The sequence below is a fragment of the Rhizobium sp. BK275 genome (assembly GCF_014193555.1).
Classification (GTDB): Bacteria; Pseudomonadota; Alphaproteobacteria; order Rhizobiales; family Rhizobiaceae; genus Rhizobium.
On record NZ_JACHZL010000001.1, the window covers coordinates 870,800 to 897,038 of the forward strand.

The window sequence follows — 26,239 nt, forward strand, 5'->3', positions numbered from 1 at the left end:
GGGAGGAGTCATGCCAGACATATCGTTCAGTGAGCGCAACTCTACGCAGCGTGTGACCGAGCGGCTCGACAAGCATGCCGAGGGCCCCTTGCATGCCTTCATGGTTCCTTTCATAGAGCATCTGCACAAGCTCATCCGGGAGACGCGTCCGTCGCAAGCGGATTGGCGGCGAGCGATGGAATTCCTGACCGATGTCGGCCATGCCAGCGACGGCCGCCGGCAGGAATGGGTGCTGCTTTCCGATCTGCTCGGCGTCACCGCACTCGTTGAGGAAATCAATACGAATCGGCCGAAGGGCGCGACACCCAATACCGTGCGCGGCCCCTTCTACCGGGCCGATGCGCCCCGGCTCGCGCTCAATGCCAATATCTCCCTCGACGGCGTCGGCCCGGCGCTTGCCGTCAACGGCCATGTGCAGGATCTCGACGGCAAGCCGATCGCCGGCGCCACGGTCGAGACCTGGCAGGCCAATAGCGAAGGCTTCTACGAGAACCAGCAGCCGGACCAGCAGCCGGAATTCAACCTCCGCGGTATTTTCACGACCGACGAGGAGGGTTGCTTCCGCTATAAGACCGTCCGCCCGAGCGGCTATGCCGTGCCGAGCGATGGCCCGGTTGGCCAGATGCTGGGCAGGCTGGGCTTTCCCATGCGCCGTCCCGCACACCTCCACTTCCTGATCAAGACCGATGGCTTCGAGACGATCAGCACGCATGTCTATGACGGCAGTGATCCGCATCTCGGCCGGGACGCCCTGTTCGGCGTGAAGGACGAGCTGATCGGGGAATTCAAGCCGACCGGCAAGGGGGATGCCTCGACGCTCGACTTCACCTTCACCATGGTCAGGGCGAAGAAGGGACGAGGCATGACATGACGCTATCCTTCACCTATCAGGGCAGTGCGGCGCGCATCGTGTTCGGCAATGGAACGAGTGCCGATGTCGGCAAATGGGTTGAGGCCCTGGACTGCCGCCGCGCGCTCGTGCTGTCGACGCCGCATCAGGCATCCGATGCGGAAGCCATGTCGAAACGGCTGGGAAGCCTGTCGGTCGGCACCTTTACCGAAGCGACCATGCATACCCCGGTCGACGTGACGGAGCGCGCCGTCGCACGCGCGGCCGAGTTCGGCGCGGATTGCGTCGTCTCCCTCGGCGGCGGCTCGACGACCGGGCTCGGAAAGGCCATGGCCTATCGCACCGATATCCAGCAGATCGTCGTGCCCACGACCTATGCCGGCTCGGAAGTCACGCCGATCCTCGGCCAGACGGAGAACGGCACCAAAACCACGCTGCGCAGCCCGAAGGTCACGCCCGAAGTCGTGATCTATGATCCGCAACTCACGATCGGCCTGCCGGTCGGCATGAGCGTCACAAGCGGCCTGAATGCGATTGCGCATGCTGCCGAAGGGCTCTATGCGCCCGATCGCAATCCCATCACGACGATGATGAGCTTCGATGGCATACGCGCGCTCAAAGACGCGTTGCCCATCCTTATCGGCAGTCCGCGCGACGGTGCCGCTCGCGGAAAGGCGCTCTACGGCGCATGGCTCTGCGGCACCGTGCTCGGCCAGATCTCGATGTCGCTGCATCACAAGATCTGCCATACTCTGGGGGGCAGCTTCGACACGCCGCATGCCGAGACCCATTCCATCATGCTGCCGCATACAATCGGTTTCAACGCGTCGGCCGTGCCGGACCTGATGACGCCGATCTCCGACATTTTCGGTGGCACGACGCCCGGGCAGGCCCTTTACGACTTCGCGAAATCGATCGGCGCGCCGATGGCGCTCAGGGATTTCGGCCTCACTGAGGCCGATCTCGACCGGGCAGCCGACATCGCGACCAAGAACCCCTATTCCAATCCGCGACCGATCGACCGCACATCGATCCGCGCCTTGTTGCAGGACGCCTGGAAGGGAACACGACCGCCATATTGAATTCTTTTGGGAGGAAGAAGGCATATGATTACGAGACGTGAATTGCTGAAGTCCGCAGCCGCCACGGGAGCCTTGGCGGCAACGTCCGGCCTCGCCATGCCGGCGATCGCCCAGGGCGCACCGATCAAATTCGGCTATGTCAGCCCCCAGACCGGTCCGCTGGCCGCGTTCGCCGAGGCCGACAAGTTCATCATCGACGGATTCATGGCCGCCACCAAGGCGGCCGGCCTGAATTACCACGTCGTGGTGAAGGACAGTCAGTCCAATCCGAACCGCGCCGCCGAAGTCGCCAAGGAACTGATCGTCAGCGACGAGGTCAATCTCGTCCTCGTGGCATCGACACCGGAGACGACCAATCCTGTGGCCACTGTCTGCGAGGCGGAGGAGGTGCCCTGCATCTCGACGGCCGCCCCCTGGCAGCCCTGGTTCATCGGCCAGCAAGCAAATCCTGGCGATCCCGCATCCTGGAAACCGTTCAACAGCACCTTCCATTTCTTCTGGGGACTGGAAGACGTCATCGCGGTCTATACCAATATGTGGGGCCAACTCGGGACCAACAAGAAGGTCGGCGGCCTGTTTCCCAATGACGGCGACGGCAATGCCTGGGGCGACAAGGCTCTAGGCTTTCCGCCGGTTCTGGAGAAGCTCGGTTATACGCTCAAGGATCCCGGCCGATATCAGAACCTGACCGACGATTTTTCCGCACAGATCAACGCCTTCAAGTCCGATGGCAGCGACCTCATCACCGGCGTGATGATCCCACCGGATTTCACCACTTTCTGGAATCAGGCGCAGCAACAGGGCTTCAAGCCCAAGGTCGCATCCATCGGCAAGGCGATCCTGTTCCCACAGGCGGTCGAGGCGCTCGGCAAGACCGGACACAACCTTTCCTGCGAAGTCTGGTGGTCGGCGAGCCATCCGTTCAAGTCGTCGCTGACCGGCCAGAGCGCCGGTGAACTCGCTGAAGGCTTCACTGCGGTTACCGGCCGGCCCTGGACCCAGCCCATCGGCTTCGTTCATGCGCTGTTTGAGGTCGGCGTCGACGTCATGAAACGTGCCGACCCGACCGACAGCCAAGCAGTCATCGCCGCCATCGCCGCCTCGAACGTCGAGACGATCGTCGGCAAGGTGGCCTGGGACGGTGCGAATGTGCCGCCCTTTGCCGCCAAGAACATCGCCAAGACGCCGCTGGTCGGCGGTCAGTGGCGTCTCAAGGACGGCGGCGGCTACGACCTCGTCATCGTCGACAACCAGACCGCGCCGAACATTCCGACCGGCGGCAGGATGGAAGCGATCGGCTGAGTCATGCCCATACTCGCCCTCGACCGTGTCTTTAAAAGCTTCGGCGCCCTGAAGGTCGCCGACCAGATTTCGTTTGCACTGGAAACGGGCGAGGCGCTCGGCGTAATCGGGCCGAACGGCGCCGGCAAGTCGACGCTATTCAACCTCATCACCGGCAATATCCGCGTCGATGCCGGGACCATCCAGTTCGACGGCAGGGACGTGACGCGACAGCCGCCGATGGCGCGCTGCCTCGCCGGTATCGGCCGGACGTTCCAGATCCCGCAGCCCTTCGAAAAGCTGACGGTGTTCGAGAACCTGCTGGTCGCCGGTGCCTTCGGGTCGCGCAAGAGCGAGCGAGAGGTCGGCGACCGCTGCGCCGATATTCTCGTCGAGACAGGGCTTTATCTCAAGGCGAACCAACTGGCGGGAAGCCTGGGGCTCCTGCAGCGCAAGCGCCTGGAGCTCGCCCGCGCGCTCGCGACCGATCCGAAGATCCTTCTGCTCGACGAAATTGCCGGTGGATTGACGGAGGGAGAATGCCGGGAACTGGTGGAAACGATCCGCGCCATCCATCGGCGCGGCGTTTCCATCATCTGGGTCGAGCACGTGCTGCATGCTCTCAATTCAGTCGTCAGCCGGCTCATCGTTCTGCATTTCGGCCGGGTAATCGGAGACGGTGATCCCGACACGATCATGGCCTCCAAGGAGGTGCGTGAAATCTATCTCGGGATCGATGTCTGATGGCGCTGCTCGAGACACATGGCCTGACGGCCTTCTATGGCGATTTCCAGGCGTTGTTCGGCGTCGATATCGCCTTGAATGAAGGTGAGACGATCGCCGTAATCGGCGCCAACGGCGCCGGCAAGTCGACCCTCCTGCGGTCGATCGCCGGCCTGATCCGCAATGTCCCCACACATATCCGGTTTAATGCACGGGACATCGGTGCCCTGGCCGCTCCGGATGTCCTGCAACTCGGCATCGCCATGGTGCCGGAAGGCCGTCGGCTCTTTCCTTCCCTTTCCGTCGAGGAGAACCTGCTGATCGGCAAATATGGCCGGGTCGGCAACGGTGCGTGGTCGCTCGACACCATCTACGATCTCTTTCCCGTGCTGAAGGAGCGGCGCCACCATCCCGGCACCACACTCTCGGGCGGACAGCAGCAGATGGTCGCGATCGGCCGCGGACTGATGTCCAATCCGCGCGTGCTGCTCTGCGACGAGGTGAGCCTCGGGCTCGCACCCGTGGTGGTCAGGGACATCTACGCGGCCTTTCCGAAAATCCGCGCGACGGGCGCTTCGATCGTCATCATCGAGCAGGATATCGGCCAGGCGCTGAAAGTGGCCGACCGGGTCTACTGCATGATGGAGGGACGGGTGACGCTGACGGGCACGCCGGAGACGCTGAGCCGCGAGAATATCCATGCTGCCTATTTTGGAGCGCATGCGCGATGAACTGGCTAGATACGATCATTCAGGGCATTTTGCTCGGCGGCCTTTACGCACTTTTCGCGGCGGGGCTCAGCCTCGTCTTCGGCATTATGCGGCTGGTCAATCTCGCCCATGGCGATCTGATCGTGCTCGCCGCCTTCCTGATCCTGCTGCTGGTTTCGGCACTCGGCCTCAATCCCTTCGTCGCTGCCGCGGTCGCGCTGCCCGTGATGTTCGCTCTCGGCTGGGCACTGCAATTCCTCGTGCTCAACCGGACACTCGGCAACGATATACTCCCTCCCCTGCTCGTGACCTTCGGCCTTTCGGTCGTGATCCAGAACGGTCTGCTCGAGGGCTTCTCGGCCGACAGCCGCAGGATTTCGGCGAGCGCCCTGGAAACGGCCTCGCTCAAGATCGGTCCCGTCAACATCGGCACCATGCCGCTCCTCACCTTCTTGTCCGCGGTGGGCGTCATCATCGCGCTCAACCTCGTCTTCTACCGCACCTCGCTCGGCCGGGCCTTCCGCGCCACATCGGACGACAGTGCGACGGCGGGCCTGATGGGCATCCGCGCCGAGCGCATATTCGCCACCGCCACCGGGCTTGCCATGATGGTGGTGACGATCGCGGCACTCTATCTCGGTACACGCGCCAATTTCGATCCGACCATGGGACCTGCACGGCTGATCTATGCCTTCGAGGCCGTGATCCTCGGCGGGCTCGGCTCCTTCTGGGGGACGCTGGCCGGCGGTATCATCATCGGCGTGGCGCAGACCGTGGGCGCCGCGATCAATCCGGAATGGCAGATTCTTGCGGGCCATATCGCTTTCCTGCTGGTGCTGGTCGTCAGGCCGCGTGGCCTTTTCCCACGGGCGGTGGATTGATATGAGCGATCACCTTTCCTCCTCCTGGACCGTCTCGGCCCACACGCGCGGTTCCTCAGCATCCATGCTGGTGATCCTCGCCCTTGTGGCGCTCGCCGTCGCTGCGCCGCTCTTCGTCTCGCGCTCGGTGGTCCAGGATCTGTTCTTCATCCTGACCATGCTGGTGCTGGCACAGTGCTGGAACCTGCTCGCCGGCTATGCGGGCCTGGTCTCCGTCGGCCAGCAGGCCTTTGTCGGTTTCGGCGCCTATGCGATGTTTGCAGGCGTCAGCCTGCTCGAAATGGATCCGATGGCAGCCATTATGCTCGGCGGGCTGGCGGCGCTGGCGCTGTCTGTGCCCACGGCCTTGTTCGTCTTCCGCCTGCAGGGTGCCTATTTCGCCATCGGCACCTGGGTCATCGCCGAGATCGTGCGACTGTCGCTCGCGCAGTGGAAGGCGCTGGGCGGCGGAACCGGCACCTCGCTGCCGCCAGGCGCGACCCGCGACATGTTCGGCGTGCGCTTCGTCGCGGACCTGCTCGGCATGCGCGGGCCGCAGGCCACCGATATCGTCTGCTACTGGCTGGCGCTGCTTTTGGCCGTCGTGACGATCGGTTCGATCTACAAGCTGCTGCGCTCGAAGCAGGGCCTGGGACTCGCCGCAGTGCGCGACAACCGCGAGGCTGCGCGCTCGGTCGGCGTCGATCCGCTCTGGACAAAATCCTTCGTCTATCTCGTCGCGGCGCTGGCGACAGGCCTCACCGGCGCGCTGATTTATGTGCAGAAGGCGCGCATCTCGCCGGATGCGGCCTTCTCCGTTCCGGACTGGACGGCCTATGTGATCTTCATCGCGGTCATCGGCGGTATCGGCACGATCGAGGGGCCGATTATCGGGGTGATCGTGTTCTACATCCTGCAGAGCCTGCTGGCCGACTACGGTTCCTGGTACCTGCTGATTCTCGGTCTGATCGGCATCCTGATCATGCTGTTTGCGCCGCGCGGCCTCTGGGGCCTGTTCGCCGACCGCACCGGAATCCAGCTCTTTCCCGTCCGCCGCATCCTGGCGGGCCAGCCCAAAACCAAAGACATCAAAGGGAGTGATTGATGGCCGATATCGAAACCGACGTCCTGATCGTTGGAACCGGCCCGGCGGGGTCGGCAACCGCAGCCCTGCTTGCCACATACGGCATCGAAAACATGGCGATCAACCGTTATCGTTGGCTCGCCAACACGCCGCGCGCCCACATCACCAACCAGCGCACGATGGAAGTACTGCGCGATCTGGGCCAGGAGGTCGAAGCGGAAGCCTATCTCCATTGCAGCCCGCAGGACATCATGGGCGAGAACGTGTTCTGCACCTCGCTCGCCGGTGAGGAACTCGGCCGTCTCAAGACCTGGGGCACCCACCCGAAGTCCAAGGCCGAGCATCTCATCTCCTCGCCCACCGAAATGAATGACCTGCCGCAAACCTTCATGGAGCCGCTGCTGTTCAAGACCGCCTGCGCACGCGGGACGCAGGCGCGGATGTCCACGGAATATGTCAGCCATGTGCAGGATGCCGAGGGCGTGACGACGATCTGCCGGGACCGCCTGACCGGCAAGGATTTCGCCATCCGCTCGAAATACCTGATCGGTGCCGATGGCGGCAATTCGCTGGTGGCGCAGCATCTCGGCTTGCCATTCGAGGGCAAGATGGGCGTGGCCGGTTCGATGAACATCCTGTTCAAGGCCGACCTCACCCGCTACGTCGCCCACCGCCCCTCGGTTCTCTACTGGGTGCTGCAGCCGGGCTCCAATGTCGGCGGCATCGGCATGGGCCTGGTGCGCATGATCCGGCCATGGAACGAGTGGCTGATCAATTGGGGCTATGACATCAGCCAGGGCGTGCCTGAGGTCGACAACGCTTTTGCCGAAGGCGTGGCCCGCGACCTGATCGGCGATCCCGATATCGACATCGAGGTCACCTCCGTCTCGACCTGGACGGTCAACAACTGCTACGCCACCCGCGCCCAAAAGGGCCGGGTCTTCTGCATGGGTGACGCGATCCACCGCCATCCGCCGTCGAACGGGCTCGGCTCCAACACCTCAATCCAGGACGGCTTCAACCTCGCCTGGAAGCTCGCCATGGTCATCAAGGGCCAGGCCGGCGCCGGCCTGCTCGAAACCTATACAGAGGAGCGCGCGCCGATCGCCAAGCAGATCGTCACCCGCGCCAACCAGTCGATCGAGGAATTCGGCCCAATCTTCGGAGCACTTGGCCTGCTCGATTCCATCGACCCGGTAAAGATGCAGGAAAACATGGATCGCCGCTGCGACGACAGTACGGCCGCCGAGATCCAGCGTGCGGCGCTGCGCGAGGCGATCGCCTTCAAGGTTTATGAATTCGACGCCCATGGCGTGGAGATGAACCACCGCTATAAATCCTCGGCAGTTGCTACCGATGCGCAGCCCGAGCCCGCATTCACCCAGAACCCGGAACTGCATTTCGAGCAGACGACTTGGCCTGGCGCACGCCTGCCGCATGCCTGGCTGTTCGGGAAAGGCAACCGGAAGACCTCCACGCTCGACCTCTGCGGTCACGGCAAGTTCACCCTCCTGACCGGTATCGGCGGGCGGGCTTGGGTCGATGCGGTCGAGACCTTGTCGGCGGAACTCGGCCTTCCGCTCGCAACCCATGTCATCGGGCCACGGCAGACATGGCAGGATCACTACGGCGACTGGGCGCGTGCCTGCGAAGTGGGCGATGCAGGGGCCATCCTGGTGCGGCCAGACCACCACGTTGCATGGCGCTCCGAGAGGCTGGCGGCTGACCCCGTAGCTGAATTGCGCCGCGTGTTGACAGCAATTCTGGATCGGTGAGGCGATGATGGAAGCACATGAGAAGGGCTATTTCACCGAGGAAAACTCGGTCGAGGTCGTGACCGGCCGCAATGCCGGCGCCAAGGACGAGCGGCTGAAGCAGGTGATGGAAGTCATCACCCGCAAGCTGCATGAGGCAGTGAAGGAACTGGAGCCGACGCAGGAGGAATGGATGCAGGCCATCCTCTTCCTCACCCGCACCGGCCAGATGTGCAACGAATGGCGTCAGGAGTTCATCCTGCTGTCCGACGTGCTCGGCGTGTCGATGCTGGTCGATGCGATCAATAACCGCAAGCCCTCGGGCGCATCCGAAAGCACGGTGCTCGGCCCCTTCCACGTCGCCGACGCCCCGGAGCTGCCGATGGGCAGCAATATCTGCCTCGACAGCAAGGGCGAGGACATGGTCATCGAGGGCCGCATCCTCGACACCGAGGGCAAGCCGATTGTCAATGCCGTCATCGACGTCTGGCAGGCCAATGACGAAGGCTTCTACGACGTGCAGCAGAAGGGCATCCAGCCCGACTTCAATCTGCGCGGCATCTTTAGGACCGGCCCGGATGGACATTATTGGTTCCGCGCCGTGAAACCGAAATATTACCCTATCCCGGACGATGGCCCCGTCGGGCAGTTGCTCGGCCATCTCGGTCGCCACCCCTACCGCCCGGCGCATCTGCACTACATCATTAGCGCCGACGGTTTCGAGACGCTGACGACGCATATTTTCGACCCCAACGATCCCTATATCCACTCTGACGCGGTTTTCGGTGTCAAGGAAAGCCTGCTGGCGAAGTTCAACCGGGTGAATGATCCGGTGCGCGCGAAAGCTTACGAATTCGACGGCGATTTCTGGGATGTGACGCACGACTTCGTGCTGGCGCGAAGCCGCGCCTGACATAGGCTCTATTGTGAACATAGAAGAGGATGCGGGCATGGCATCCTCTTCCGGGCGATTTCATCGCAGTATCAGTCGGCGGATGAGATACGCTCGCGTTCACCCATGAACGGTCCCTGCACCCACTGGATCGTCTTTTCGTGTTTCTCGACCGCGCGCCGGAGTTCCGCAAACTCCCGGCGCATATGGCCGAGAAACTTGCGGCCGGCCGGGTTCGAATAGGGCTTCTTGCGTGTCATGACGCCGAGCACGCGCTCGGGCTGGGGAATATCGAGCGGGATGATGCTGATCTTGTTCTCACCGCGGAAAGCATGAACGACGGAATGCGGCAGAATGGCCAGCGCATCGGTGCCCGCGAGGTAATTTACGACGCTCAACAGCGACCCGCCCGCATAGCGCAGCGACACTTCCGCCAGCCCCAGCGTCAGCAGAATATTGTGCAGGTCGAGCACCAGCGGAGAACCCGGCAGCGGCGCGATCCAGGGGTAATTGACGATGTCCTCGGTCACGAGATTGCGCTTGCGGACCAGCGGATGGCCGGCGCCACACGTGAGCACGTTGCGCGCCGTCAGAATCGGCTCGAAATGCAGATCGGCGCGCAGATCCACCGACCCGGTCGGGGTCACCGCGAGGTCGATCTGGCCGGAATCCAGTTCGGCGACGAGGTCGGGATAGTTGCCATAGGACTGGTGCACCATAATGCCCGGTTCGCCGCGCTGGAACGAGGCGATCATCGGCGACACCACCGCATCCATGAAGAAGGGCACCCCGCCGATCCGCACGCGTCCCGATGAACCAGACTTGAAGCTGCGGATGATCTCCATCGCCTTACGCGACGATGCCAAGATAACCTTGCCCTGCTGGCCGAGCTGTTCGCCGAGCGGCGTGGGCTGCATCGGCCGCCGGCCGGAGACGAAGAGTGGCTCGCCGATGCGCTTTTCCAGGATCGAGATGGTGCGCGACACCGCCGACTGGGTCATGCCCAGCATGGCGGCCGCTTCGGTAACACCACCGGTCTCGATCACGGCGGCGAGTTGGACAAGGTGAGCTTCCACGATCTTCATAGCAAATTGCTATAGCTTGCATGAACAATGTCAATCAACAGGGGAATAGATGGGCTATAGTCAGGACTATCACGGGATGTCTGCGACATGCAGACCGCGCCGTGGTTTCGGATGACAACGGCCGAGGAACCGTATCCGGAATTGGCAATGTCTTTGGAGGAGGACGACATGGCTCTTGTCAGCGGCTATCATCATCTGACGCTCTGCACCGATGGCGTGCAGGAGGACTACGACTTCTACACCAAGGTGCTCGGGCTCTATTCGGTCAAGCGCACGGTCCTGTTCGACGGCACGATCCCCGTCTATCATCTCTATTATGGCTCGCGAAACGGCGATGCCTCGACCATCATAACCACCTTCCCCTTCCGCAAGCCGGCCGTCTTCGGCAAACGCGGCACCAATCAATCGAAGATCATCCAGCAGGCCATTCCCGTCGGTTCGGCCGACTATTGGATCGACCGGCTGAACGGCAAGGGTGTCGAGGCCGCCAAGATTTCGCGCTTCGGCATCACCCGTGTCGCTTTCAAACACCCCTGCGGCATTCCGCATGAACTGGTCGAAAGCCCGGCCGACAATCGTCCGTCGATCGTCAACGAGGCGCAGGGCGTGAGTGCCGCGCACGGCATCAAGGGCATCTATGGCGCGGCCATCGCCGTCTTCGACCGTACCGCGATGGACGACTTCCTCAGCGTCGGCATGTCGATGAAAAAGGAAGCCGACAGCGACGACGGCCTGATGTTCTCCGTGCCGAATGCCGGCGGACCGAGCAGCATGGTCGAGGTACTGCACGAGCCGACCGGCCCGCAAGGCACCTGGACACTGGCCGGCGGCACGATCCATCACCTCGCCCTCAACACCGGCAACGAGGAAAACCAGCTCAAGCTCAAGGCACATATCGAGGGCCTCGGTTTCACCGACGTCTCGGATCAGAAGGACCGCAACTACTTCAAGTCCTGCTATGTCCGCTCGCCCGGCGGCGCCTTGTTCGAGATCGCCTGGTCGGTCGAAGGCGGCTGGGCGCTCGACGAACCGGCGGACCAGATCGGCACGACCCTGGTCTTCCCGCCGTGGTTCGAAGATCGCCGGCAGGAGCTGATCGCAGGTCTCGAACCCGCAACATTCTGAGCTCGGTATCATGTCGACCCACGACACGCCGCTCTTCCTCGGTGCGAACCCCGAGGAGGCGCTTGCCCACTGCATCTTCATCCACGGGCGTACCCAATCGCCCGAGGATATGCAGGAGCAGGTGATCTCGAAGCTCAAGGTGCCTGGCATCGCCTTCTTGCTGCCACGGGCGCGCGGCAACAGCTGGTATGACGCGCGCGCAACCGACGCGCTGACGGATCGCACCCGGCAACAGCTTGAGCAGGCGATCGCTCATGTCAGGCAATTGATCGGCGATCTTTCCGGCGCGAACAATCACCCAAAGCCGCTCGTCATCGGCGGCTTCAGCCAGGGCGCGTGCCTTGCAGTCGAATATGCGATGCGGCACGGCCCGTGGAACGGCGCTCTGGCAAGCCTGACCGGTTGCCGCGTAGGAACGCCCGATTGCGACCGCCCCTTCGCCGACCTCGACCGGTTGCCGGTCTATCTGACCGGCTCCGACAAGGACCCTTGGATCCCTGTCGATGCCTTCGCCCAGACTGCAGCAGCGCTGGCCCGAGCGCGGGCGCGGCTCCATTGTGACATTCTGCCGGACAGGTCACACATGGTTTCCTCGACCGAAATTGCGCAGCTTGAGAAGGTCCTGTTCGGGCTTTCGAACCGGAGCTGGTGGTAGCGCAAGCAAACCGGGATCGTGGACAACGCCGAAATCTCGATCTTGACCTCCGCGCCAAGCCGGGCGCGTATGCGGGTGGCGCCGCCGCCAGCGATGCGGCGGGCATCGAGCCTCGGAATGCCAGCGTTTGCGGCGGCGGTTATTCAGTCCAGTGCCTACACGCTTGCTGCAATCAACACCGGCGGCACTACGCGGACGCTACCGTTTTGGTTTCCTATTGCTGGCGATGACATCGAAGAATTGCATGGTGGCGCTCTGAACCTCCAGAATATCCCCGCGCTGCAAGAGATCTCCCTGACAGTTCCGTCGCACTACGGCCGCATCTGGACTACTACTGAGCGCCGTAGCGAGCGGCTGGCGACCGCCCTGCCCGACGGCAACATGCGTTGCGTACGATCTGCCCGAGCCGAGCAGTTGAACGGAATCGAACCCACCCCTCTTTCGCTCCGGGTAATGTTACAAAGATTTAGACGCCTGTTGCGGCCTAGGAGCTATTATGGAACAGCTATGCGTTTTCTTACTGCTTGCCTTGACTCCTGGTTAGAGGACGACGCGTCCTCCTATCGCGGCCGACCGCTTGACGGCCTCAATGACTTTCAATGTCTCCAAGCCTTCCCGAGCGCTAACTAGAGGAGCTTCCTCGCCCCGAATGACGCTGCAGAACTGACGGATCTGCGTGACAAGCGGGTCCTTGCTTTCGAATAGGGCTCTGTCGCGCTCAAATGCCTCGGTCCAGCTTCGCTTTTCGGCATTGCTCCATATTTCCAGCGACGGCACGGCCAGAGACCCGTGTGTTCCGCCGATCATGTAGCAAGTCTCTTCGGTTTTCGGGTAAGCGGGATTTTCTCCCGTGGTCATCTCCCAACTCCACGGCGCGACAACGGAATCGGACACGGAAGCAGTACCGAGAACACCACTTTTGAACTCGATGAGGATGACCGCGGTTTCCTCGACGGCGTTGCTTCGCACTGCGTTGGATTCACGGGCCTGTACGGCGTTTATATCGCCGCAAAGGAAACGGAGGTTGTCGATGTCGTGAATTAGATTGAGGAAGACCGGCCCCGCTCCAAGCTCTCGCCGCCAGGGGATGTCAAAGTACTCGTCCGGCTTGAACAGCCAGAACATCGCATTCACGATCAGGATCCGACCGAGCGTCCCGCTGTCGATGATCTCCTTCGCTTTCTGCATCATCGGATTATGCCGGCGGTGATGTCCCGTCAGCAGCGCCACGCCTTTGGCCTCAGCCATTTGCACAAGCTTCTCGCCGGCAGCGATGTCGTCCGCGATCGGTTTTTCGATCAGCGCTGGTACGCCCGCCTCCACGGCTTCCAACCCATTTTGGACATGCAACTGGTTAGGCGTCGCGATGATCACTCCATCGGGGCGCTCGGAAATCATCATGTCGGCAAGACTGGGGAACCATCTGACACCAGCCTCACTAGCGATCGCTTGGCCGACTGGCGTGGGATCCACAACTGCCGTCAGCTCTGCGGCCGGCTCTTCCATCACGTGCTTGATATGACGCTTGCCGATTAGCCCCGCCCCAAGGACCGCTAGCTTGACCCGGTTCGCCATCACTATCAGTCCTTCCTCTCAACCTTGAGCATGGTCGCAACTCTGCGGATGCCGAGTTGATAGCCTTCGGTGCCGAGACCTGCGATGACGCCGTCGGCCCGGTGGGACACGAAGGAGTGGTGGCGAAAACTCTCGCGCTTGTGGACGTTGGAGATATGGATCTCGATGACGGGGCCTTCAAAGGTATTCAGTGCGTCGAGGATAGCGAGCGACGTGTGAGTGAACGCAGCCGGGTTGATGACGATGCCAGCGCCGTCCTCGCGCGCTTCGTGGATCCAGTCGATGATCTCGTATTCGCGGTTGCTTTGATGGAAACGGATCTCGTGCCCCAGCTCCGACGCCAACTTGCGGCAGTCCGCCTCGACGTCAACCAATGTCTCGTGCCCATAGATATGTGGCTGGCGCTTGCCGAGGAGATTTAGGTTTGGTCCGTTGAGAACGTAGATGAGGCTCATTACATTTGTCCTTGTTCGGCGCTGCCGGGATCGGCGAACGCTATTTCCTGAAATGCGAAGTCTGGGTCGGATTCGTAGAGATCTGCGCGAAGCCCGAGCCGACCGGTTTCCAGTGCGGAAGCCGCGACGTCACGCGCAGCTTCGAGCACCGATTTCAGCAGCTCTCGTTTGACCTCCGGAGGACGGCCTGGGGCCATGCGTACAATTATCTGCACAAAGTGATTGTCGGGATGCTCGTCGCCGACGCAGGAGACGGTGGCTTCTCTAGCGAACGTGCGGACCACGGTTGGCTTAACCATCCCTCCGTCGCGGACTCGGCGATGAACCGCGCGGGTCAACTCGTCGATGGCGATGCGTTGCGCGGCGCCTCGGCTGTAGTCGATGATAATATGCGGCATGGCGTAGTCTCCTGATCAGGCTGCCACTCGGCACAGCTCGTCGAAATGGCGCGACATTCGTTCCGTATCAGGCGACCGGCCTGTGAAAAGCTCGAAGGCTGCGGCCGCTTGAAATACGGTCATTCCTCCGCCTGGGAGCGTTCGGCAGCCCTTCTGCTTTGCCAACGCAAGGAGCTCGGTCACCAAAGGCATATAGACGATATCCGCCACCCAATGATGATGCTGTATCCAATCGGGATCTATCGGAAGCCCCGGATGGCTTCGCATACCAGTCGGCGTGGCGTGGATCAGGCCATCTGCGGTGGCGAGCGCAGCACCGACGTCTCTGACCGGCCTCGCGACCTCTCCTGAAAATCTCTCGTTGAGCTGATCGGCGAGAGTGGAGGCGCGGCGCTCGTCCTGATCAAAGATCGAGAGCTTTTCTATGCCGACTTTCACGGCAGCGTGCGCGACGGCCACCCCAGCACCACCAGCGCCAAGCAGAACGGCATGAGCCTTCGCGACGCCGGGCAAGCCGCGCTGGAAATTCTTGTAGAAGCCATACCAATCGGTGTTGTGTCCGATCCGCTCGCCGTTCTGAAGCACGACCGTGTTTACGGCTCCAAGCATCTCAGCATCTTCGGACAGGCGCGTCAGGTGAGCTAACACGGTCTGTTTGCATGGGTGGGTGACGTTGGTTCCCGCAAAGCCGCGGCTTTCCAGTTCGTTCAGAAGATCTGGCAGCGCGGAAGGAGGCAATCCGCGCGCTGCCAGGTCCACCAGCTCGTACTCGTAATCAAGTCCCAGGTGGCGCCCTTCCGTTTCATGGAGCGCCGGCGACTTTGACATCTGGATGTCGGCGCCGATCAGGCCGACCAGGAATTTGTTGTTGTCCATGTCTCTGCCCGATCAGTGATGCGCAAGGATATCGCCGAGAAATGCCTTCGTCCGGTCATGCTTGGGGTTCTTGAAGAAGGTTTCGGGCTCCGCCTCCTCGACGATCTCTCCGGAAGCCATGAAGATGACCCTGTCGGCGACTTGCCGGGCGAAGCCCATCTCATGGGTCACGCAGATCATCGTCATGCCGTCTCTTGCGAGGCCGATCATGGTGTCGAGAACCTCTTTGACCATTTCGGGATCCAAGGCGGATGTGGGCTCGTCGAAAAGCATCGCTTTCGGCTCCATGCACAGGGCGCGCGCGATGGCGACGCGCTGCTGCTGTCCGCCACTGAGTTGTGCTGGATACTTTTCCGCCTGATCGAGGATGCGAACGCGCTCGAGATACTTTCGCGCCAACTTCTCTGCGTCGGCACGGCTTGCGCCCCGCACTCTCATGGGTGCAAGCGCGCAGTTTTGCAGGACGGTCATGTGCGGGAACAGATTGAAGTTCTGGAAAACCATTCCGACTTCACGCCTGATGGCGTCGACCGCCTTGTTGGTGCCGTCTAGCAGCTGACCTTCCACCACGATCTTGCCGTCCTGAATCAATTCAAGAGCGTTGATGCAACGAATCAAGGTAGACTTGCCGGAACCGGACGGTCCGCAAAGGACGATCTTTTCTCCTTTGCGAACCGATAGATTGATGTTCTTCAGGGCGTGGAAGGAACCGTACCATTTCTCCACTTTATCAAGGGATATCAAGGTCGAATGATCGTTGGGGGAATTGAGCACGGCGCCCTCCATTTATGCTTTACTTGACCGTAAACGGGATGTTGGGGATGGATTCAGGGAACGTGGGAAGATCGATTGCCATCCACTTCTTGGTGATGGCCGCGAGTTCGCCGTTGCCCTTGATCTTGTCGAGGAACGCGTTGACGGTCTCGTTCCAGTCCTTTTCGCCCAGTCGCGTTCCCACGCCGTTGTAAGTCGTCAGGAAGTCGATCTTTCGTTCATAGGTGCCGGCGCTGGCTGCATCCAGCCTCTGCCCGTAGAACTGATTGCCACCCACTGCCTTTGCCTGTCCGGAGATCAGGGCCTGGATAGTGGCCGCGTCATCGTCGAAGCGGCGAATGGTGGCCGTCGATCCGACCGCGTCGGTTACGGCCTTGTCCTGCGAACTGGACTTCGGCACGCCGATTTCCCAACCAGCCACGTCGGCCGGCGATTTCACGGCGTCGGCTTTGGCGGCATAAAGCGAAATCGTGTTGGCCGCATAAGGTTTGCTGTACTGGATCGACTTGGCGCGCTCTTCCGTCATCGCCATCGTGGCGAAGAGGATATCGACCTTGCCGGTCGTCAGCGCGGGAATACGGTTCGCTACCGCGAGCGGTTGGAACTGGATTTTCACGCCGAGTTCCTTGGCGAATAGCGTCGCCACGTCGGCGTCAAAGCCGTCTTGTTTGCCGCTCGAGTTCACAAAGCCCCAAGGCGCGTTGTCGCCTTGGATACCCACGACGAGCGTTCCTTTCGACTTGATCTCCTCGACAGATGCCGCGGTGGCTGCCGCAGCGCCAACGGTGGCGAAGGTAGCGGTCGCCAGGGCTAGACCGAGAAATTTCCTGCGATTGGTATTCATTGCACTTTCCTCCTCTTGTGCTGTTTGCTTCTCCCGAAGCAGGCTTAGCGGGCGGCTTTTGCCATCCGTTTCTCGAGGCCGCTCCCGACATGGGAGAGAGGCCAACAAATCATGAAGTAGATTATTCCGACGATCCCGAAGACGAGCAGCGGGCGGTAGGTCTGGTTCGATATGATCTGGCCAGCGCGGGTCAGCTCGATGAAGCCCACGATCGCCGCAAGCGACGTCCCCTTAATGAGCTGCACAAGAAAGCCGATGGTCGCAGGCATTGAGATCTTCAAAGCCTGTGGCAGAACCACGTCCCTCATTCGGGAGACGTAATGCAGGCCAAGAGCGTTCGCGGCTTCGGTCTGCCCTTTGGGAACGGCTTCAATCGAGCCTCGCCATATCTCGCCGAGGAAGGCGCTCGCATGGAGAGTGAAGGCGATCGCGACTGCGACCCAGGCGTTGACGTCGATGCCAAGCAAGGCAACGCCGTAGTAGACGACAAAGAGCTGCATCAGGAGCGGCGTGCCTTGGAAGAGCGCGATATAGCCAGATGATGCAAGCCGGGCGAACTGATGCTTCGACGTGCGCACAAGCGCGATCAAAATGCCGAACACGCCTCCGCCAATGAAACCGATGATCGCCAGCAATACGGTCCATTTCAGACCCTGCAGGAGGAAGAACAGCTCGTTTTCGCCGATGGGACCCATGAGCGCCTCCTATCGAGTCGGATAGTTGAAGTAGGAACGGGATATCAGAGCGAAGATTCCCATCATTAAGCTTGAGATGACCAGGTAGATTGCGGTCACCGTGAAGTAGACTTCGAAGCTTCGGAACGTATCTGACTCGATGCGTTGCGCCGCGGATGTCAGCTCATATGCGGCGATCGACGTGCACACCGACGTGGTCAAGGTCAGCATCACGAATTGGCTCGTCAAAGACGGGTAGATCGCTCGCAGTGCCGGCTTGAGAACGATGAGGCGGAAGACGTCAGCCTTGTGCAGCCCGAGCGCAAACCCAGCTTCGATCTGTCCCCTGCTGATGCTCTCAACGCCCCCGCGGATGATCTCGATGGCGTAGGCGCCTCCGTTGATCCCCAGCGCGATGATTGCGGTGATCGTCGGGTTCAGGCGGATGCCCATAAGCGGAAGGGCGAAGTAGATAAAGAAGATCTGCACCAGGAACGGCGTGTTGCGGACGACTTCGACGAACGCGATGACCGGAGCGCGAACCCACGCAATCTTCGACGTTCTCACTGCAACGCCCAGGATTCCAATCACGAGAGCGAGCAGCATCCCAGCGAAGGCGAGACCCAACGTTCCAAGCGAACCCCAAAACAATTCCGGGGCGCGGTCGAAGACCGCACCAAAATCAAACGTGTAACCCATGTGTTGGCTTCCTCCACTCGGCGCGGCTTTCGCCTCGCCGGCGCCGGGATCATTGATCCGGCTTAAATATTCGTACGGCCCCTTCGAACAGGCGCTTCAAATGCTCCTCCGCGTCTGCCGAGCCTGAAAGAGGTACTTCGACTGAGACCGATGCGGCCCCGTCGGCGATGGCGACCAAATCGCCTAAGGGCAATTCCCCCTCGCCGGGAGCAAGACGTTTGCCTCGGGCCTCCGCAATCATGGCCTCGGCCGTGCTCGGAGCTGGGCCGGCGACGTCACACAACTGAACGTGCTTGACCCTGCCGATCTCGCCGCGCAGCGACGTCAACGTTCCGCCGTTCCTGAAGAAATGCACTCCGTCGACGAGTGCGCCGGCATTGGGCGCACCGCTCGATTTCACGAGATTGACGCTGTCAGCGAACGTTCTGACCGTCCGCCAACCCATGTTCTCGATATCGACCGCCAGTCCGTAGCCGCTTGCAAGGCCGCAGAATTCGGTGAAGTTCGACTGCAGCCTGTTCTGCTCCGGATCGTCGCCGCACACGCTTAGACGCTTGGCCCCGATGTTGGCGGCCGCAGCCATTATGGGTTCCAGAGACGAGGCGTTGAACGAGGGGTCAATGACAAAGAACTCGATATCGAAGACCTCGAGCGCTTCGCCGCTCAGTACGGCTTTCAATTCGTCCGCTGCGTGGCCGCCTACAGGCAGCTCGTAGTACGGCGCTCCAGGAAAAGCCGGATTCAGCCGCAGTCCAATTCTGGAAAAGCCTGCCCGCGCTGCGGCCTTCGCAAAATCGCTCGGCGTCAGGGAGATGGCGGAGAAGTGCGCTACGCCAATCTGTTGCTCTGATTTTGATCCAGGCGCCGCCATCACACGATCCCTTTCGTCGCGAGATGATTTCGAAGGTTCGTCCCAGTGCGGTGGATGTGCTGTCGCAGTTTCTCGCTGGCGTATTCGATATCCCGCGCAACCGCTCCTTGCGCAATCTCGCTGTGCTCCTGCCCGACGTTCCGGTCGCCGGAAGTCCTGATGAGGAAAACCCGGCGGTATCGATCATTCAGGTTCAGCAAGAGGCCGCAGAAATGCAACAGAAGCGGTTTGCCACAACCGGAAATGAGTGTGAGATGGAATTCCCGGTGAAGAGCCTCCCATTGCTCGAGCGTCTCAGGCCGTGAGGCATCTCGATCCGTGCGGTTCAGGCGATGGAGCGAGCGCATTATATTGCTCTCCCACTCGACATCACCGAGACGCATGGATTCCCGCAGCGCGAAGACTTCGAGCTCTTCGCGGAGCGTCGTGATTTCTTCCAGATTCGCCAGCGAGATCGGAGCCACGCGATAGCCGCGGTTGTCCTGAAACTCCACCAAGCCGTCGGAGATGAGGCGGGCAAGTCCCTCCCTCAGAGGGCTTAAGCTGACGTTGAACGTGCGGCGCGCCTTGTCGAGATTGATCTTGCTGCCCGCCTCCAGCTCGCCAGAGATGATCGCCTCGCGCAGACGCGACGCCAACTGGCTTCCGATGGTGTTCTTGCCATCATCGGAAAAGCCCGCGGACGCTGTCTCCTCGTCTGTCATTGGCGCAGAGGCGCTGTCGTCGGTCGAGCTCATCCCTACTCCCCTGGCGATTTTGATCAACTGTCGATGATCGATATGATAAACGATTATTTGTGTCAACGAAAAATGCAGATAAACCCGTTTTCGTTAGCTGTTCCCGTTGTTTCTCGTATTTAATCCAGTAAATTCAATATATTAATCTGATATTAGACTGATTTCCTCCGCGCTGACGGAAAAAGTCGTCGTAACATTCATTGACAGATAATCGATTATTTTTAATAGTCGGCATCATTGGGAGGTAGCCCTATGGCCATAAAAACCGAAGGCGAGCTGACGCCTGCTGTCCTCGCGGCGATGAACAAAACCGAGGATCCACGTCTGCGAGAGATCCTCGTCGCGATGGTGAAGCATCTCCATGCATTCGTGCGGGAGGTGAGATTATCCGAAGTCGAGTTCCGCGAAGCTACGGCGATACTAAACGAGATCGGACAACTGCAGACGGACAGCCACAACGAGTTTGTTCTCATGGCCGGATCTCTCGGCGTATCTTCGCTGGTTTGCCTTTTGAACAACGGCGACGGCGGCCAGACAGAGACGTCGCAGTCTCTTCTCGGCCCGTTCTGGCGCCTGAACTCTCCCTGTGTCGAAAACGGCGGCACGATCATCCGCTCCGACACGCCAGGCACGCCACTCTATGTCCGCGCCAAGGTGGTAGACCGGGACGGCAGGCCGATCGCGGGTGCCGAGGTCGACGTCTGGCATGCTTCTCCTGTTGGGCTCTATGAAAATCAGGATCCCGATCAGGCTGAGATGAACCTTCGGGGCAAGTTCACCACGGACGCCGACGGCGGCTTCTGGTTCAATACCGTGAAGATGGTCGGATACCCGATCCCGGTCGAGGGCGTCGCCGGCCGACTGCTAAAGGCGCAGGGACGTCACCCGTACCGACCAGCGCATCTTCACGCCCTGATCTTCAAGCAGGGATACAAGACGCTGATCTCCCAGGTCTTCGATCCAAGCGATCCGAACATCGATTCCGACGTCCAATTTGGAGTGACCGCAGCCCTGACCGGCGACTTCGTCCGCCATGACGAACCGCATCCGTCCGAGCCGGGCGTCGACGGCCCCTGGTTCTCGCTCGACTACACCTACGTCATGGAGCCCGGCGAAGCCGTGCTGCCGCGTCCACCAATTAAATAACCAACGACAGAGCCGAACCCATGATCACAGAACAGGAACGCCGAGAGGCGGCCAACGCCCTTCTGAAGGCAGAAACCGACCGCAAGCCAATCGTTCAACCGAGCAAGACCTACCCCGGTCTGGAGCTTGAAGATGCCTACAACATTCAAGCGCTGTGGGCGGAAGCTCGGACTGCGAAGGGTGCTCGGGTCGTAGGCCATAAGATCGGCCTTACGTCGCGCGCGATGCAGATGGCATCCAAGATGACCGAGCCCGACTATGGTGTCATCCTCGATGACGCCCTTTACAACGACGGAGCACAGATCAAGGCGAACCTTTTTATCAAGCCCCGCCTCGAAGTCGAGCTCGCCTTTGTGATGGGCGAGGATCTCGAGGGACCCGGTACGCGGATCTACGACGTGATGAGGGCAACTGAATTCGTCGTCCCGGCTCTGGAGATCATCGACTATCGCACCGAGGTTCCGAGGGCAATCACCGATACGATCGCTGATAATGCCGCTTTTGGGGCGATCGTTGTAGGGGGCCGCATCATTCGTCCAATGGACATCGACATCCGCTGGGTGGGCGCGACGCTCTCGAAGAACGGCATTATCGAGGAATCCGGTGTTTCTGCAGCGATCATGGGCCATCCTGCAGCCGGGATCGCGTGGTTGGTAAACAAGCTCCATAGGGTGGGCGGCGGTTTGAAAAAGGGGCAGATCGTGCTGGCCGGCTCTTTCACCCGCCCTGTGGACATCGCCCAGGGCGACGTGATCCAGGCCGACTACGGCCCCGTCGGCTCGATCGGCGTCTCATTCGTGTGAGGACCTAATGGAACTCCCCGTCAACAGGTTCAAGCGGAAACTCCGGGCCGGTCAAAGTCAGATTGGATTGTGGTGCGGCCTTCCGGGCAGCTACGCAGCGGAAATCGTCGCACCGTCCGGTTTCGACTGGCTGCTTTTCGATACCGAGCATTCTCCCAGCGACGTCCTCACTGTACTTCCACAGTTGCAGGCGGTCGCGCCGTACGACGTCGCCCCCGTGGTACGCCCGGCTTCCAACGACCCTGTGTTGATCAAGCGCTTTCTGGATATCGGCGTCCAGACGCTTCTCATTCCATATGTGCAGAATGAACAGGAGGCGAAGGCGGCCGTGGCCGCCGCGCGTTACGCACCGCGCGGTGTCCGCGGCGTATCCGCCCTCACCCGCGCCACCCGTTTCGGGCGCGTGCCGAACTACGCACAGACCGCCGAACAGGAAATCTGCCTCTTGCTGCAGATCGAGACACGAGAGGCGCTCGATCAGCTTGACGCCATCGCGGGGGTCGACGGAGTCGACGGGATCTTCATCGGTCCGGCGGACCTCGCAGCCAGCCTCGGTTATCCCGGCCAACCGGGACATCCCGAGGTAGTTTCGGCAATCGAGAATGCGATCGAGCGCTTGAAGGCGGTCGATAAGCCTTCCGGTATATTGACGGCTGACGAGAAATTTGCGGCTCGCTGCATCGCACAGGGAACACTATTCACGGCAGTTGGCGTCGACGTTGCCCTCCTTGCCAGAGGATCGGAAGCACTTGCGTCCAGATTTTCGCGCTAGGGAGACACAGCATGTTCACCTTGGATGAGGTCCGGTCGGAGATAGCGCCGGCTGGAACTATTAGGGCCGCCGTCAACATGTCGAACGCAGCGTTGATTCGCTGGGACGAAAACGCCGGCGCCTTGGTAGGCCCGAGCGCGGAAATTGCGGATAGGATCGCCCATGAACTTAATCGGGGGCTTTCCCTGATACGATACGGATCGGCCGCGGATATTCTTTCCGCTGCTGACGGCGGCGAGTGGGACATCGCCTTCATCGCGTCTGACCCATCAAGAACCGATCGCTTCAGCTTCTCGCCTCCCTACATCTCGGTCGAGGCCACCTACCTGGTTCCAGCGGCCTCACCCTACCGGACGGCGGATGAGTTGGATTCCAACGGAATTCGCATCGCTTCCGCGCGTAGCGCCGCCTATACGAAGCAGCTTGAGCGAACCCTCAAGCGAGCGACGGTGCTCCATGTCGACAGCCCTGCGGCGGCCCTCGACTTTCTCGCCGACCGAGAATGCGACGCGGCGGCTGGACTGACCGAATTCCTCTTCAACGCCTCGGAGCGGATGGAAGGCTTCCGGGTGGTGGATGGAGTGTTTTCGCGAATTCCTCAGACGATCGCGGTGCCCAAACGGGCCACGAACGCCTCGCTCTTCTTCGCGGACTTCGTGCGGCGGCTCGGTGGGGAGCAGAATCCGAAACCCGCGCATTCAGCATCTACTTGCAGTTGAAGGGATACGAACCGCCGACACCGTTATTTACTTCGTCAGCGCAAATCGATTTGTCTCGCTCCATAGCCCGACGATGGTGACCAAACCGCTCATTTGCCCAGCCTCGCAGCGGCAATAGCGTGCGGCATCAGGAACGTGGCAATCTCCGCGATGCCGTTCCGTTCGGTGATCCTGCCGGACGCTCGGCGAGGTGAAAGTTCAGGCGCCGATGGCGGCGCGCAGTTTCAGCGCCAGATCCGGGCTGTCCGAGGTCAGGCTGCCGATTCCGCGCTCCAGCCAGTGGCGGATACCGGGCTCGTCGTTGAGGGTCCAGACGCAGAGGCGCTCCAGCGGCAGCCGGGCGCGGATCAGGTCCCATTCGGCTTCCATCAGCTCGTGGTGGATGGCAACGATCTCCACCAGCTCGTCTACGTGATCGATGAAGACGGCAAGTCCGCCCTGCTTCTCTGCCCAGGCGGCATTGACGGAGACGAGACGCGACACCTCAGGCGCATGATGGCGGCAATCCTCCAACACCGACGTGTCGAAGGAGGTCAGATAGGAGCGTTCGCCGACACCGAAGCGAGCAAGCTCGGCTGCGACGCGCGCGGCGATCTCGGGATAAGGCGTGCCGGTTTCGTCGATCTTGATTTCGACATGCAGGTCGATACCCTCCATGGGGCTAAGGATTTCAAGCACCTCGCCGAGCGTCGGAATGGCCTCGTCGGTACCTTTCAGCAACGTGGCCTTGCGGGCCTCGACCGACAGGTCCTGCACCGGGCCGATGCCTTCGGCGGTGCGCTCCAGCGTGGCGTCGTGGATGACGACCAGTTCGCCCGAGCGCGTCAGGTGCACGTCGAATTCGATGGCGTCGACGCCGAGCGTGATCGCATTGTGGAAGCCGGTGAGCGAGTTTTCGGGCCAGAGGTTGCGGGCACCGCGATGACCGGTGATAAGCGTCATGAAATATCCTTCAACCTGTTGATTTCATAAGCATTAGCGGATGGTCGGGTCGAGCTTGTCGCGCAGCCAGTCGCCGACCAGCGAGATCGACAGCGTCGTCAGCATGATGACGACGGCAGGCGCCAGCATGATCCAGGGCGCGCGCGTCAGATATTCGCGTCCGAAGCCCACCATGTTGCCAAGGCTGGTTTCCGGCGGCTGCACGCCGAGGCCGAGGAAGGAGAGACCGCTTTCCATCAGGATGATCTCAGGAAACGTCAGCGTCATGGAGACGATCAGCGTCGAGGCGACGTTCGGCAGGATATGATGCAGGTAGACGCGCGCCGGCGTCGCGCCGAGCTGCACCACGGCCGCCGCATAACCCTGCGCGCCGGCGGAAATCGCAAGGCCGCGGGCGATGCGCGCATAACGTTCCCAGCCATAGAAACCCATGAGGCAGACGAGCAGCAGCATGGAGGAACCGAAGAAGGCCAGCACCGCGAGCGACATGATGAGGAAAGGAAGTGCGGCCTGAAAATCGGCGAGCATCAGCACCAGATGCTCCACGAAGCCGCGGAACCGCGCCGCCAGGAACCCGAGCAGCGTGCCGAAGACGGCCGAGAGGATCGTGGCACCAAAGGCGATGACGAGCGACACGCGGATCGACTGGATGAGGCGCGAAAGCACATCGCGGCCGAGTTCGTCCGTGCCGAGCAGATGCTTGAGCCCGCCCGGCGCCGAAAGCCGGCTACTGAGATCCATGGCCGTGATATTGAACGGGCGGATCGTGTCAGCGAAAACGGCGGTCAGGACCATGGCCGCAAGCCACAGCAGGCCGAAAGCCACCGACAGCGGCAGGTTACGGCGCAGGAACGAGACGAGCCGGTTGGGCTTTCCGGAAGCCGGCGTAGCGGCGAGATCGACAGGTGCCATCGGGTTTCTCCTCAATGTCCGGCAGCATGCGAGCGAAGGCGCGGATCGAGCCAGCCGTAGAGCAGATCGACGACGAGGTTCGATACGACCATGGCGACGGCGATGATCAGCAGGATGCATTGCACGACCGCGAGATCGCGATTGGTGACCGAGACCACCAGCAGGCCACCGATGCCGGGCCAGGAAAAGATCGATTCCACCACGACGGCGCCCGCAATCAGCGAGCCGACCATGAAGCCGACGATGGTGACGATCGGCACCGCCGCATTGGGCAATGCATGGTTCCAGACCACGTCGCGCCATGTCAGCCCCTTGGCCGAGGCCGTGCGGATATAGGGCTGGCCCATCACCTCGATCATCGCGCTGCGCGAAAAGCGGGCGAGAATGCCGATGCCGCCGATGCTCATGGTCAGCGTCGGCAATATGCCGTGCACCCAGGTATCCTGGCCGCCCGAGGGCAGCCAGCCGAGGATGACCGAGAAGACCAGCACGAGCAGCAGACCCATGACGAAGGAGGGAATGGTGAAGCCGAGGACGGCGAGCAGGATGACGCCGCGGTCGGAAAAGCTCTGCCGGTGCAGCGCCGCGTAGACGCCGGAGGGAATGCCGAAGACGAGCTTGAGGATGAGCGCCGGGATGGTCAATTGCAGCGTCGCCGGCACGCGTTCCAGCACCAGGTCGAGGGCGGACGCCTTGTCGCGCATCGAGACGCCGAAGTCGCCCGTGAAGATCGACTTGAGATAGGCGAGATATTGAATCCAGAGCGGCTGGTCGAGGCCCCATGCCCTACGGAAGGCGTCGACCGCCTCCTTCGGCACGTCAGGCCCGAGCATGACAGTCGCGGGATCGCCCGACATGCGCAACACGACGAAGGCGAAGGTGACGACCGCCATGATGGTCAGCATTGCACGGAACAGGCGCACGAGAACGAAACGGATCAT

The 26,239-nt window shown here is 61.3% G+C and carries 29 protein-coding genes; 15 read left to right on the forward strand and 14 right to left on the reverse strand.

What is annotated here, in order from left to right; translation table 11 throughout:
- The first annotated feature begins 10 nt into the window (after positions 1–10).
- From FHT82_RS03935 to FHT82_RS03975, 9 genes are all read left to right on the forward strand, one after another.
- Entirely contained in the window at positions 11–871 is an 861-nt protein-coding gene (locus FHT82_RS03935) for a dioxygenase (protein WP_183726479.1), read from the forward strand.
- A complete protein-coding gene (locus FHT82_RS03940; RefSeq protein WP_183726481.1) occupies positions 868–1,932 on the forward strand; it encodes a maleylacetate reductase in 1,065 nt (354 codons plus the stop codon). The genes FHT82_RS03935 and FHT82_RS03940 overlap by 4 nt, the downstream gene beginning before the upstream one ends.
- A 24-nt stretch (positions 1,933–1,956) precedes the next feature.
- On the forward strand, positions 1,957–3,234 hold the full coding sequence (locus FHT82_RS03945; RefSeq protein WP_183726482.1) for an ABC transporter substrate-binding protein: 1,278 nt from the start codon (positions 1,957–1,959) through the stop codon (positions 3,232–3,234).
- Positions 3,235–3,237: 3 nt separating this feature from the next.
- Positions 3,238–3,957, forward strand: coding sequence for an ABC transporter ATP-binding protein (locus FHT82_RS03950; protein ID WP_183726484.1), 720 nt, complete (start codon positions 3,238–3,240; stop codon positions 3,955–3,957).
- Positions 3,957–4,667, forward strand: coding sequence for an ABC transporter ATP-binding protein (locus tag FHT82_RS03955; protein WP_183726486.1), 711 nt, complete (start codon positions 3,957–3,959; stop codon positions 4,665–4,667). The genes FHT82_RS03950 and FHT82_RS03955 overlap by 1 nt, the downstream gene beginning before the upstream one ends.
- Positions 4,664–5,527 (forward strand): branched-chain amino acid ABC transporter permease, encoded by an 864-nt coding sequence (locus FHT82_RS03960; protein WP_183726488.1) that lies wholly within the window; start codon positions 4,664–4,666, stop codon positions 5,525–5,527. The genes FHT82_RS03955 and FHT82_RS03960 overlap by 4 nt, the downstream gene beginning before the upstream one ends.
- A gap of 64 nt (positions 5,528–5,591) precedes the next feature.
- Positions 5,592–6,611 carry a branched-chain amino acid ABC transporter permease gene (locus FHT82_RS03965; RefSeq protein ID WP_183727287.1) on the forward strand — a complete coding sequence of 340 codons (1,020 nt, stop codon included), beginning with the start codon at positions 5,592–5,594 and terminating at the stop codon, positions 6,609–6,611.
- The gene (locus FHT82_RS03970; protein WP_183726490.1) at positions 6,611–8,365 is read left to right on the forward strand and encodes an FAD-dependent monooxygenase; all 1,755 of its coding nucleotides are present in this window, start codon (positions 6,611–6,613) and stop codon (positions 8,363–8,365) included. Before FHT82_RS03965 ends, FHT82_RS03970 begins: the two co-directional genes overlap by 1 nt.
- A gap of 7 nt (positions 8,366–8,372) precedes the next feature.
- The gene (locus FHT82_RS03975) at positions 8,373–9,257 is read left to right on the forward strand and encodes an intradiol ring-cleavage dioxygenase (protein ID WP_183727289.1); all 885 of its coding nucleotides are present in this window, start codon (positions 8,373–8,375) and stop codon (positions 9,255–9,257) included.
- Positions 9,258–9,328: 71 nt separating this feature from the next.
- Here FHT82_RS03975 and FHT82_RS03980 read toward each other — a convergent pair whose 3' ends face one another.
- A complete protein-coding gene (locus FHT82_RS03980) occupies positions 9,329–10,321 on the reverse strand; it encodes a LysR family transcriptional regulator (RefSeq protein WP_183726491.1) in 993 nt (330 codons plus the stop codon).
- Between the two features lie 168 nt (positions 10,322–10,489).
- On the opposite strand from FHT82_RS03980, the gene FHT82_RS03985 reads away from it, so the two are divergent.
- A complete protein-coding gene (locus FHT82_RS03985; protein WP_183726493.1) occupies positions 10,490–11,446 on the forward strand; it encodes a VOC family protein in 957 nt (318 codons plus the stop codon).
- Between the two features lie 10 nt (positions 11,447–11,456).
- Positions 11,457–12,101, forward strand: coding sequence for a dienelactone hydrolase family protein (locus FHT82_RS03990; RefSeq protein WP_183726495.1), 645 nt, complete (start codon positions 11,457–11,459; stop codon positions 12,099–12,101).
- A gap of 540 nt (positions 12,102–12,641) precedes the next feature.
- Here the strand turns inward: FHT82_RS03990 and FHT82_RS03995 are convergent.
- Genes FHT82_RS03995 through FHT82_RS04040 form a run of 10 tightly spaced genes read right to left on the reverse strand, consistent with a single transcriptional unit; the run spans position 12,642 to position 20,004 of the window.
- The gene (locus tag FHT82_RS03995; RefSeq protein WP_183726497.1) at positions 12,642–13,676 is read right to left on the reverse strand and encodes a Gfo/Idh/MocA family oxidoreductase; all 1,035 of its coding nucleotides are present in this window, start codon (positions 13,674–13,676) and stop codon (positions 12,642–12,644) included.
- Between the two features lie 5 nt (positions 13,677–13,681).
- Complete coding sequence (gene aroQ, locus FHT82_RS04000; RefSeq protein ID WP_183726499.1) at positions 13,682–14,131, reverse strand: type II 3-dehydroquinate dehydratase; 450 nt, start codon at positions 14,129–14,131, stop codon at positions 13,682–13,684.
- A complete protein-coding gene (locus tag FHT82_RS04005) occupies positions 14,131–14,529 on the reverse strand; it encodes a 5-carboxymethyl-2-hydroxymuconate Delta-isomerase (RefSeq protein ID WP_183726501.1) in 399 nt (132 codons plus the stop codon). The genes aroQ and FHT82_RS04005 overlap by 1 nt, the downstream gene beginning before the upstream one ends.
- A 15-nt stretch (positions 14,530–14,544) precedes the next feature.
- Entirely contained in the window at positions 14,545–15,405 is an 861-nt protein-coding gene (locus FHT82_RS04010; protein WP_183726502.1) for a shikimate dehydrogenase, read from the reverse strand.
- Positions 15,406–15,417: 12 nt separating this feature from the next.
- Positions 15,418–16,191, reverse strand: coding sequence for an amino acid ABC transporter ATP-binding protein (locus FHT82_RS04015; RefSeq protein WP_183726504.1), 774 nt, complete (start codon positions 16,189–16,191; stop codon positions 15,418–15,420).
- Between the two features lie 7 nt (positions 16,192–16,198).
- Complete coding sequence (locus FHT82_RS04020; RefSeq protein ID WP_183726506.1) at positions 16,199–17,023, reverse strand: transporter substrate-binding domain-containing protein; 825 nt, start codon at positions 17,021–17,023, stop codon at positions 16,199–16,201.
- 44 nt (positions 17,024–17,067) lie between these two features.
- Complete coding sequence (locus tag FHT82_RS04025; protein WP_183726508.1) at positions 17,068–17,718, reverse strand: amino acid ABC transporter permease; 651 nt, start codon at positions 17,716–17,718, stop codon at positions 17,068–17,070.
- A 9-nt stretch (positions 17,719–17,727) separates the two neighbouring features.
- Positions 17,728–18,396, reverse strand: a complete 669-nt coding sequence (locus FHT82_RS04030) for an amino acid ABC transporter permease (protein ID WP_183726511.1) — start codon at positions 18,394–18,396, stop codon at positions 17,728–17,730.
- A gap of 49 nt (positions 18,397–18,445) precedes the next feature.
- The gene (locus tag FHT82_RS04035) at positions 18,446–19,267 is read right to left on the reverse strand and encodes a sugar phosphate isomerase/epimerase (protein WP_183726513.1); all 822 of its coding nucleotides are present in this window, start codon (positions 19,265–19,267) and stop codon (positions 18,446–18,448) included.
- Positions 19,267–20,004: a GntR family transcriptional regulator gene (locus tag FHT82_RS04040; protein WP_183727291.1), complete on the reverse strand. Its 738-nt coding sequence runs from the start codon at positions 20,002–20,004 to the stop codon at positions 19,267–19,269. The genes FHT82_RS04035 and FHT82_RS04040 overlap by 1 nt, the downstream gene beginning before the upstream one ends.
- Positions 20,005–20,256: 252 nt before the next feature.
- On the opposite strand from FHT82_RS04040, the gene FHT82_RS04045 reads away from it, so the two are divergent.
- From FHT82_RS04045 to FHT82_RS04060, 4 genes are read left to right on the forward strand one after another with little or no spacing between them, the layout of a single operon-like run.
- Positions 20,257–21,150 carry a dioxygenase gene (locus tag FHT82_RS04045; protein WP_183726515.1) on the forward strand — a complete coding sequence of 298 codons (894 nt, stop codon included), beginning with the start codon at positions 20,257–20,259 and terminating at the stop codon, positions 21,148–21,150.
- A 20-nt stretch (positions 21,151–21,170) separates the two neighbouring features.
- Entirely contained in the window at positions 21,171–21,953 is a 783-nt protein-coding gene (gene hpaH / locus FHT82_RS04050) for a 2-oxo-hept-4-ene-1,7-dioate hydratase (protein WP_183726516.1), read from the forward strand.
- A gap of 7 nt (positions 21,954–21,960) precedes the next feature.
- Positions 21,961–22,725, forward strand: coding sequence for a 4-hydroxy-2-oxoheptanedioate aldolase (hpaI, locus tag FHT82_RS04055; protein WP_183726518.1), 765 nt, complete (start codon positions 21,961–21,963; stop codon positions 22,723–22,725).
- Between the two features lie 11 nt (positions 22,726–22,736).
- On the forward strand, positions 22,737–23,444 hold the full coding sequence (locus tag FHT82_RS04060) for a transporter substrate-binding domain-containing protein (RefSeq protein WP_183726520.1): 708 nt from the start codon (positions 22,737–22,739) through the stop codon (positions 23,442–23,444).
- A gap of 198 nt (positions 23,445–23,642) precedes the next feature.
- Here the strand turns inward: FHT82_RS04060 and FHT82_RS04065 are convergent, their stop codons facing one another.
- From FHT82_RS04065 to FHT82_RS04075, 3 genes are read right to left on the reverse strand one after another with little or no spacing between them, the layout of a single operon-like run.
- A complete protein-coding gene (locus FHT82_RS04065) occupies positions 23,643–24,386 on the reverse strand; it encodes a glycerophosphodiester phosphodiesterase family protein (protein ID WP_183726522.1) in 744 nt (247 codons plus the stop codon).
- A 33-nt stretch (positions 24,387–24,419) separates the two neighbouring features.
- Complete coding sequence (locus FHT82_RS04070) at positions 24,420–25,298, reverse strand: ABC transporter permease (RefSeq protein ID WP_183726524.1); 879 nt, start codon at positions 25,296–25,298, stop codon at positions 24,420–24,422.
- Between the two features lie 11 nt (positions 25,299–25,309).
- Positions 25,310–26,239 (reverse strand): ABC transporter permease, encoded by a 930-nt coding sequence (locus tag FHT82_RS04075; RefSeq protein ID WP_183726526.1) that lies wholly within the window; start codon positions 26,237–26,239, stop codon positions 25,310–25,312.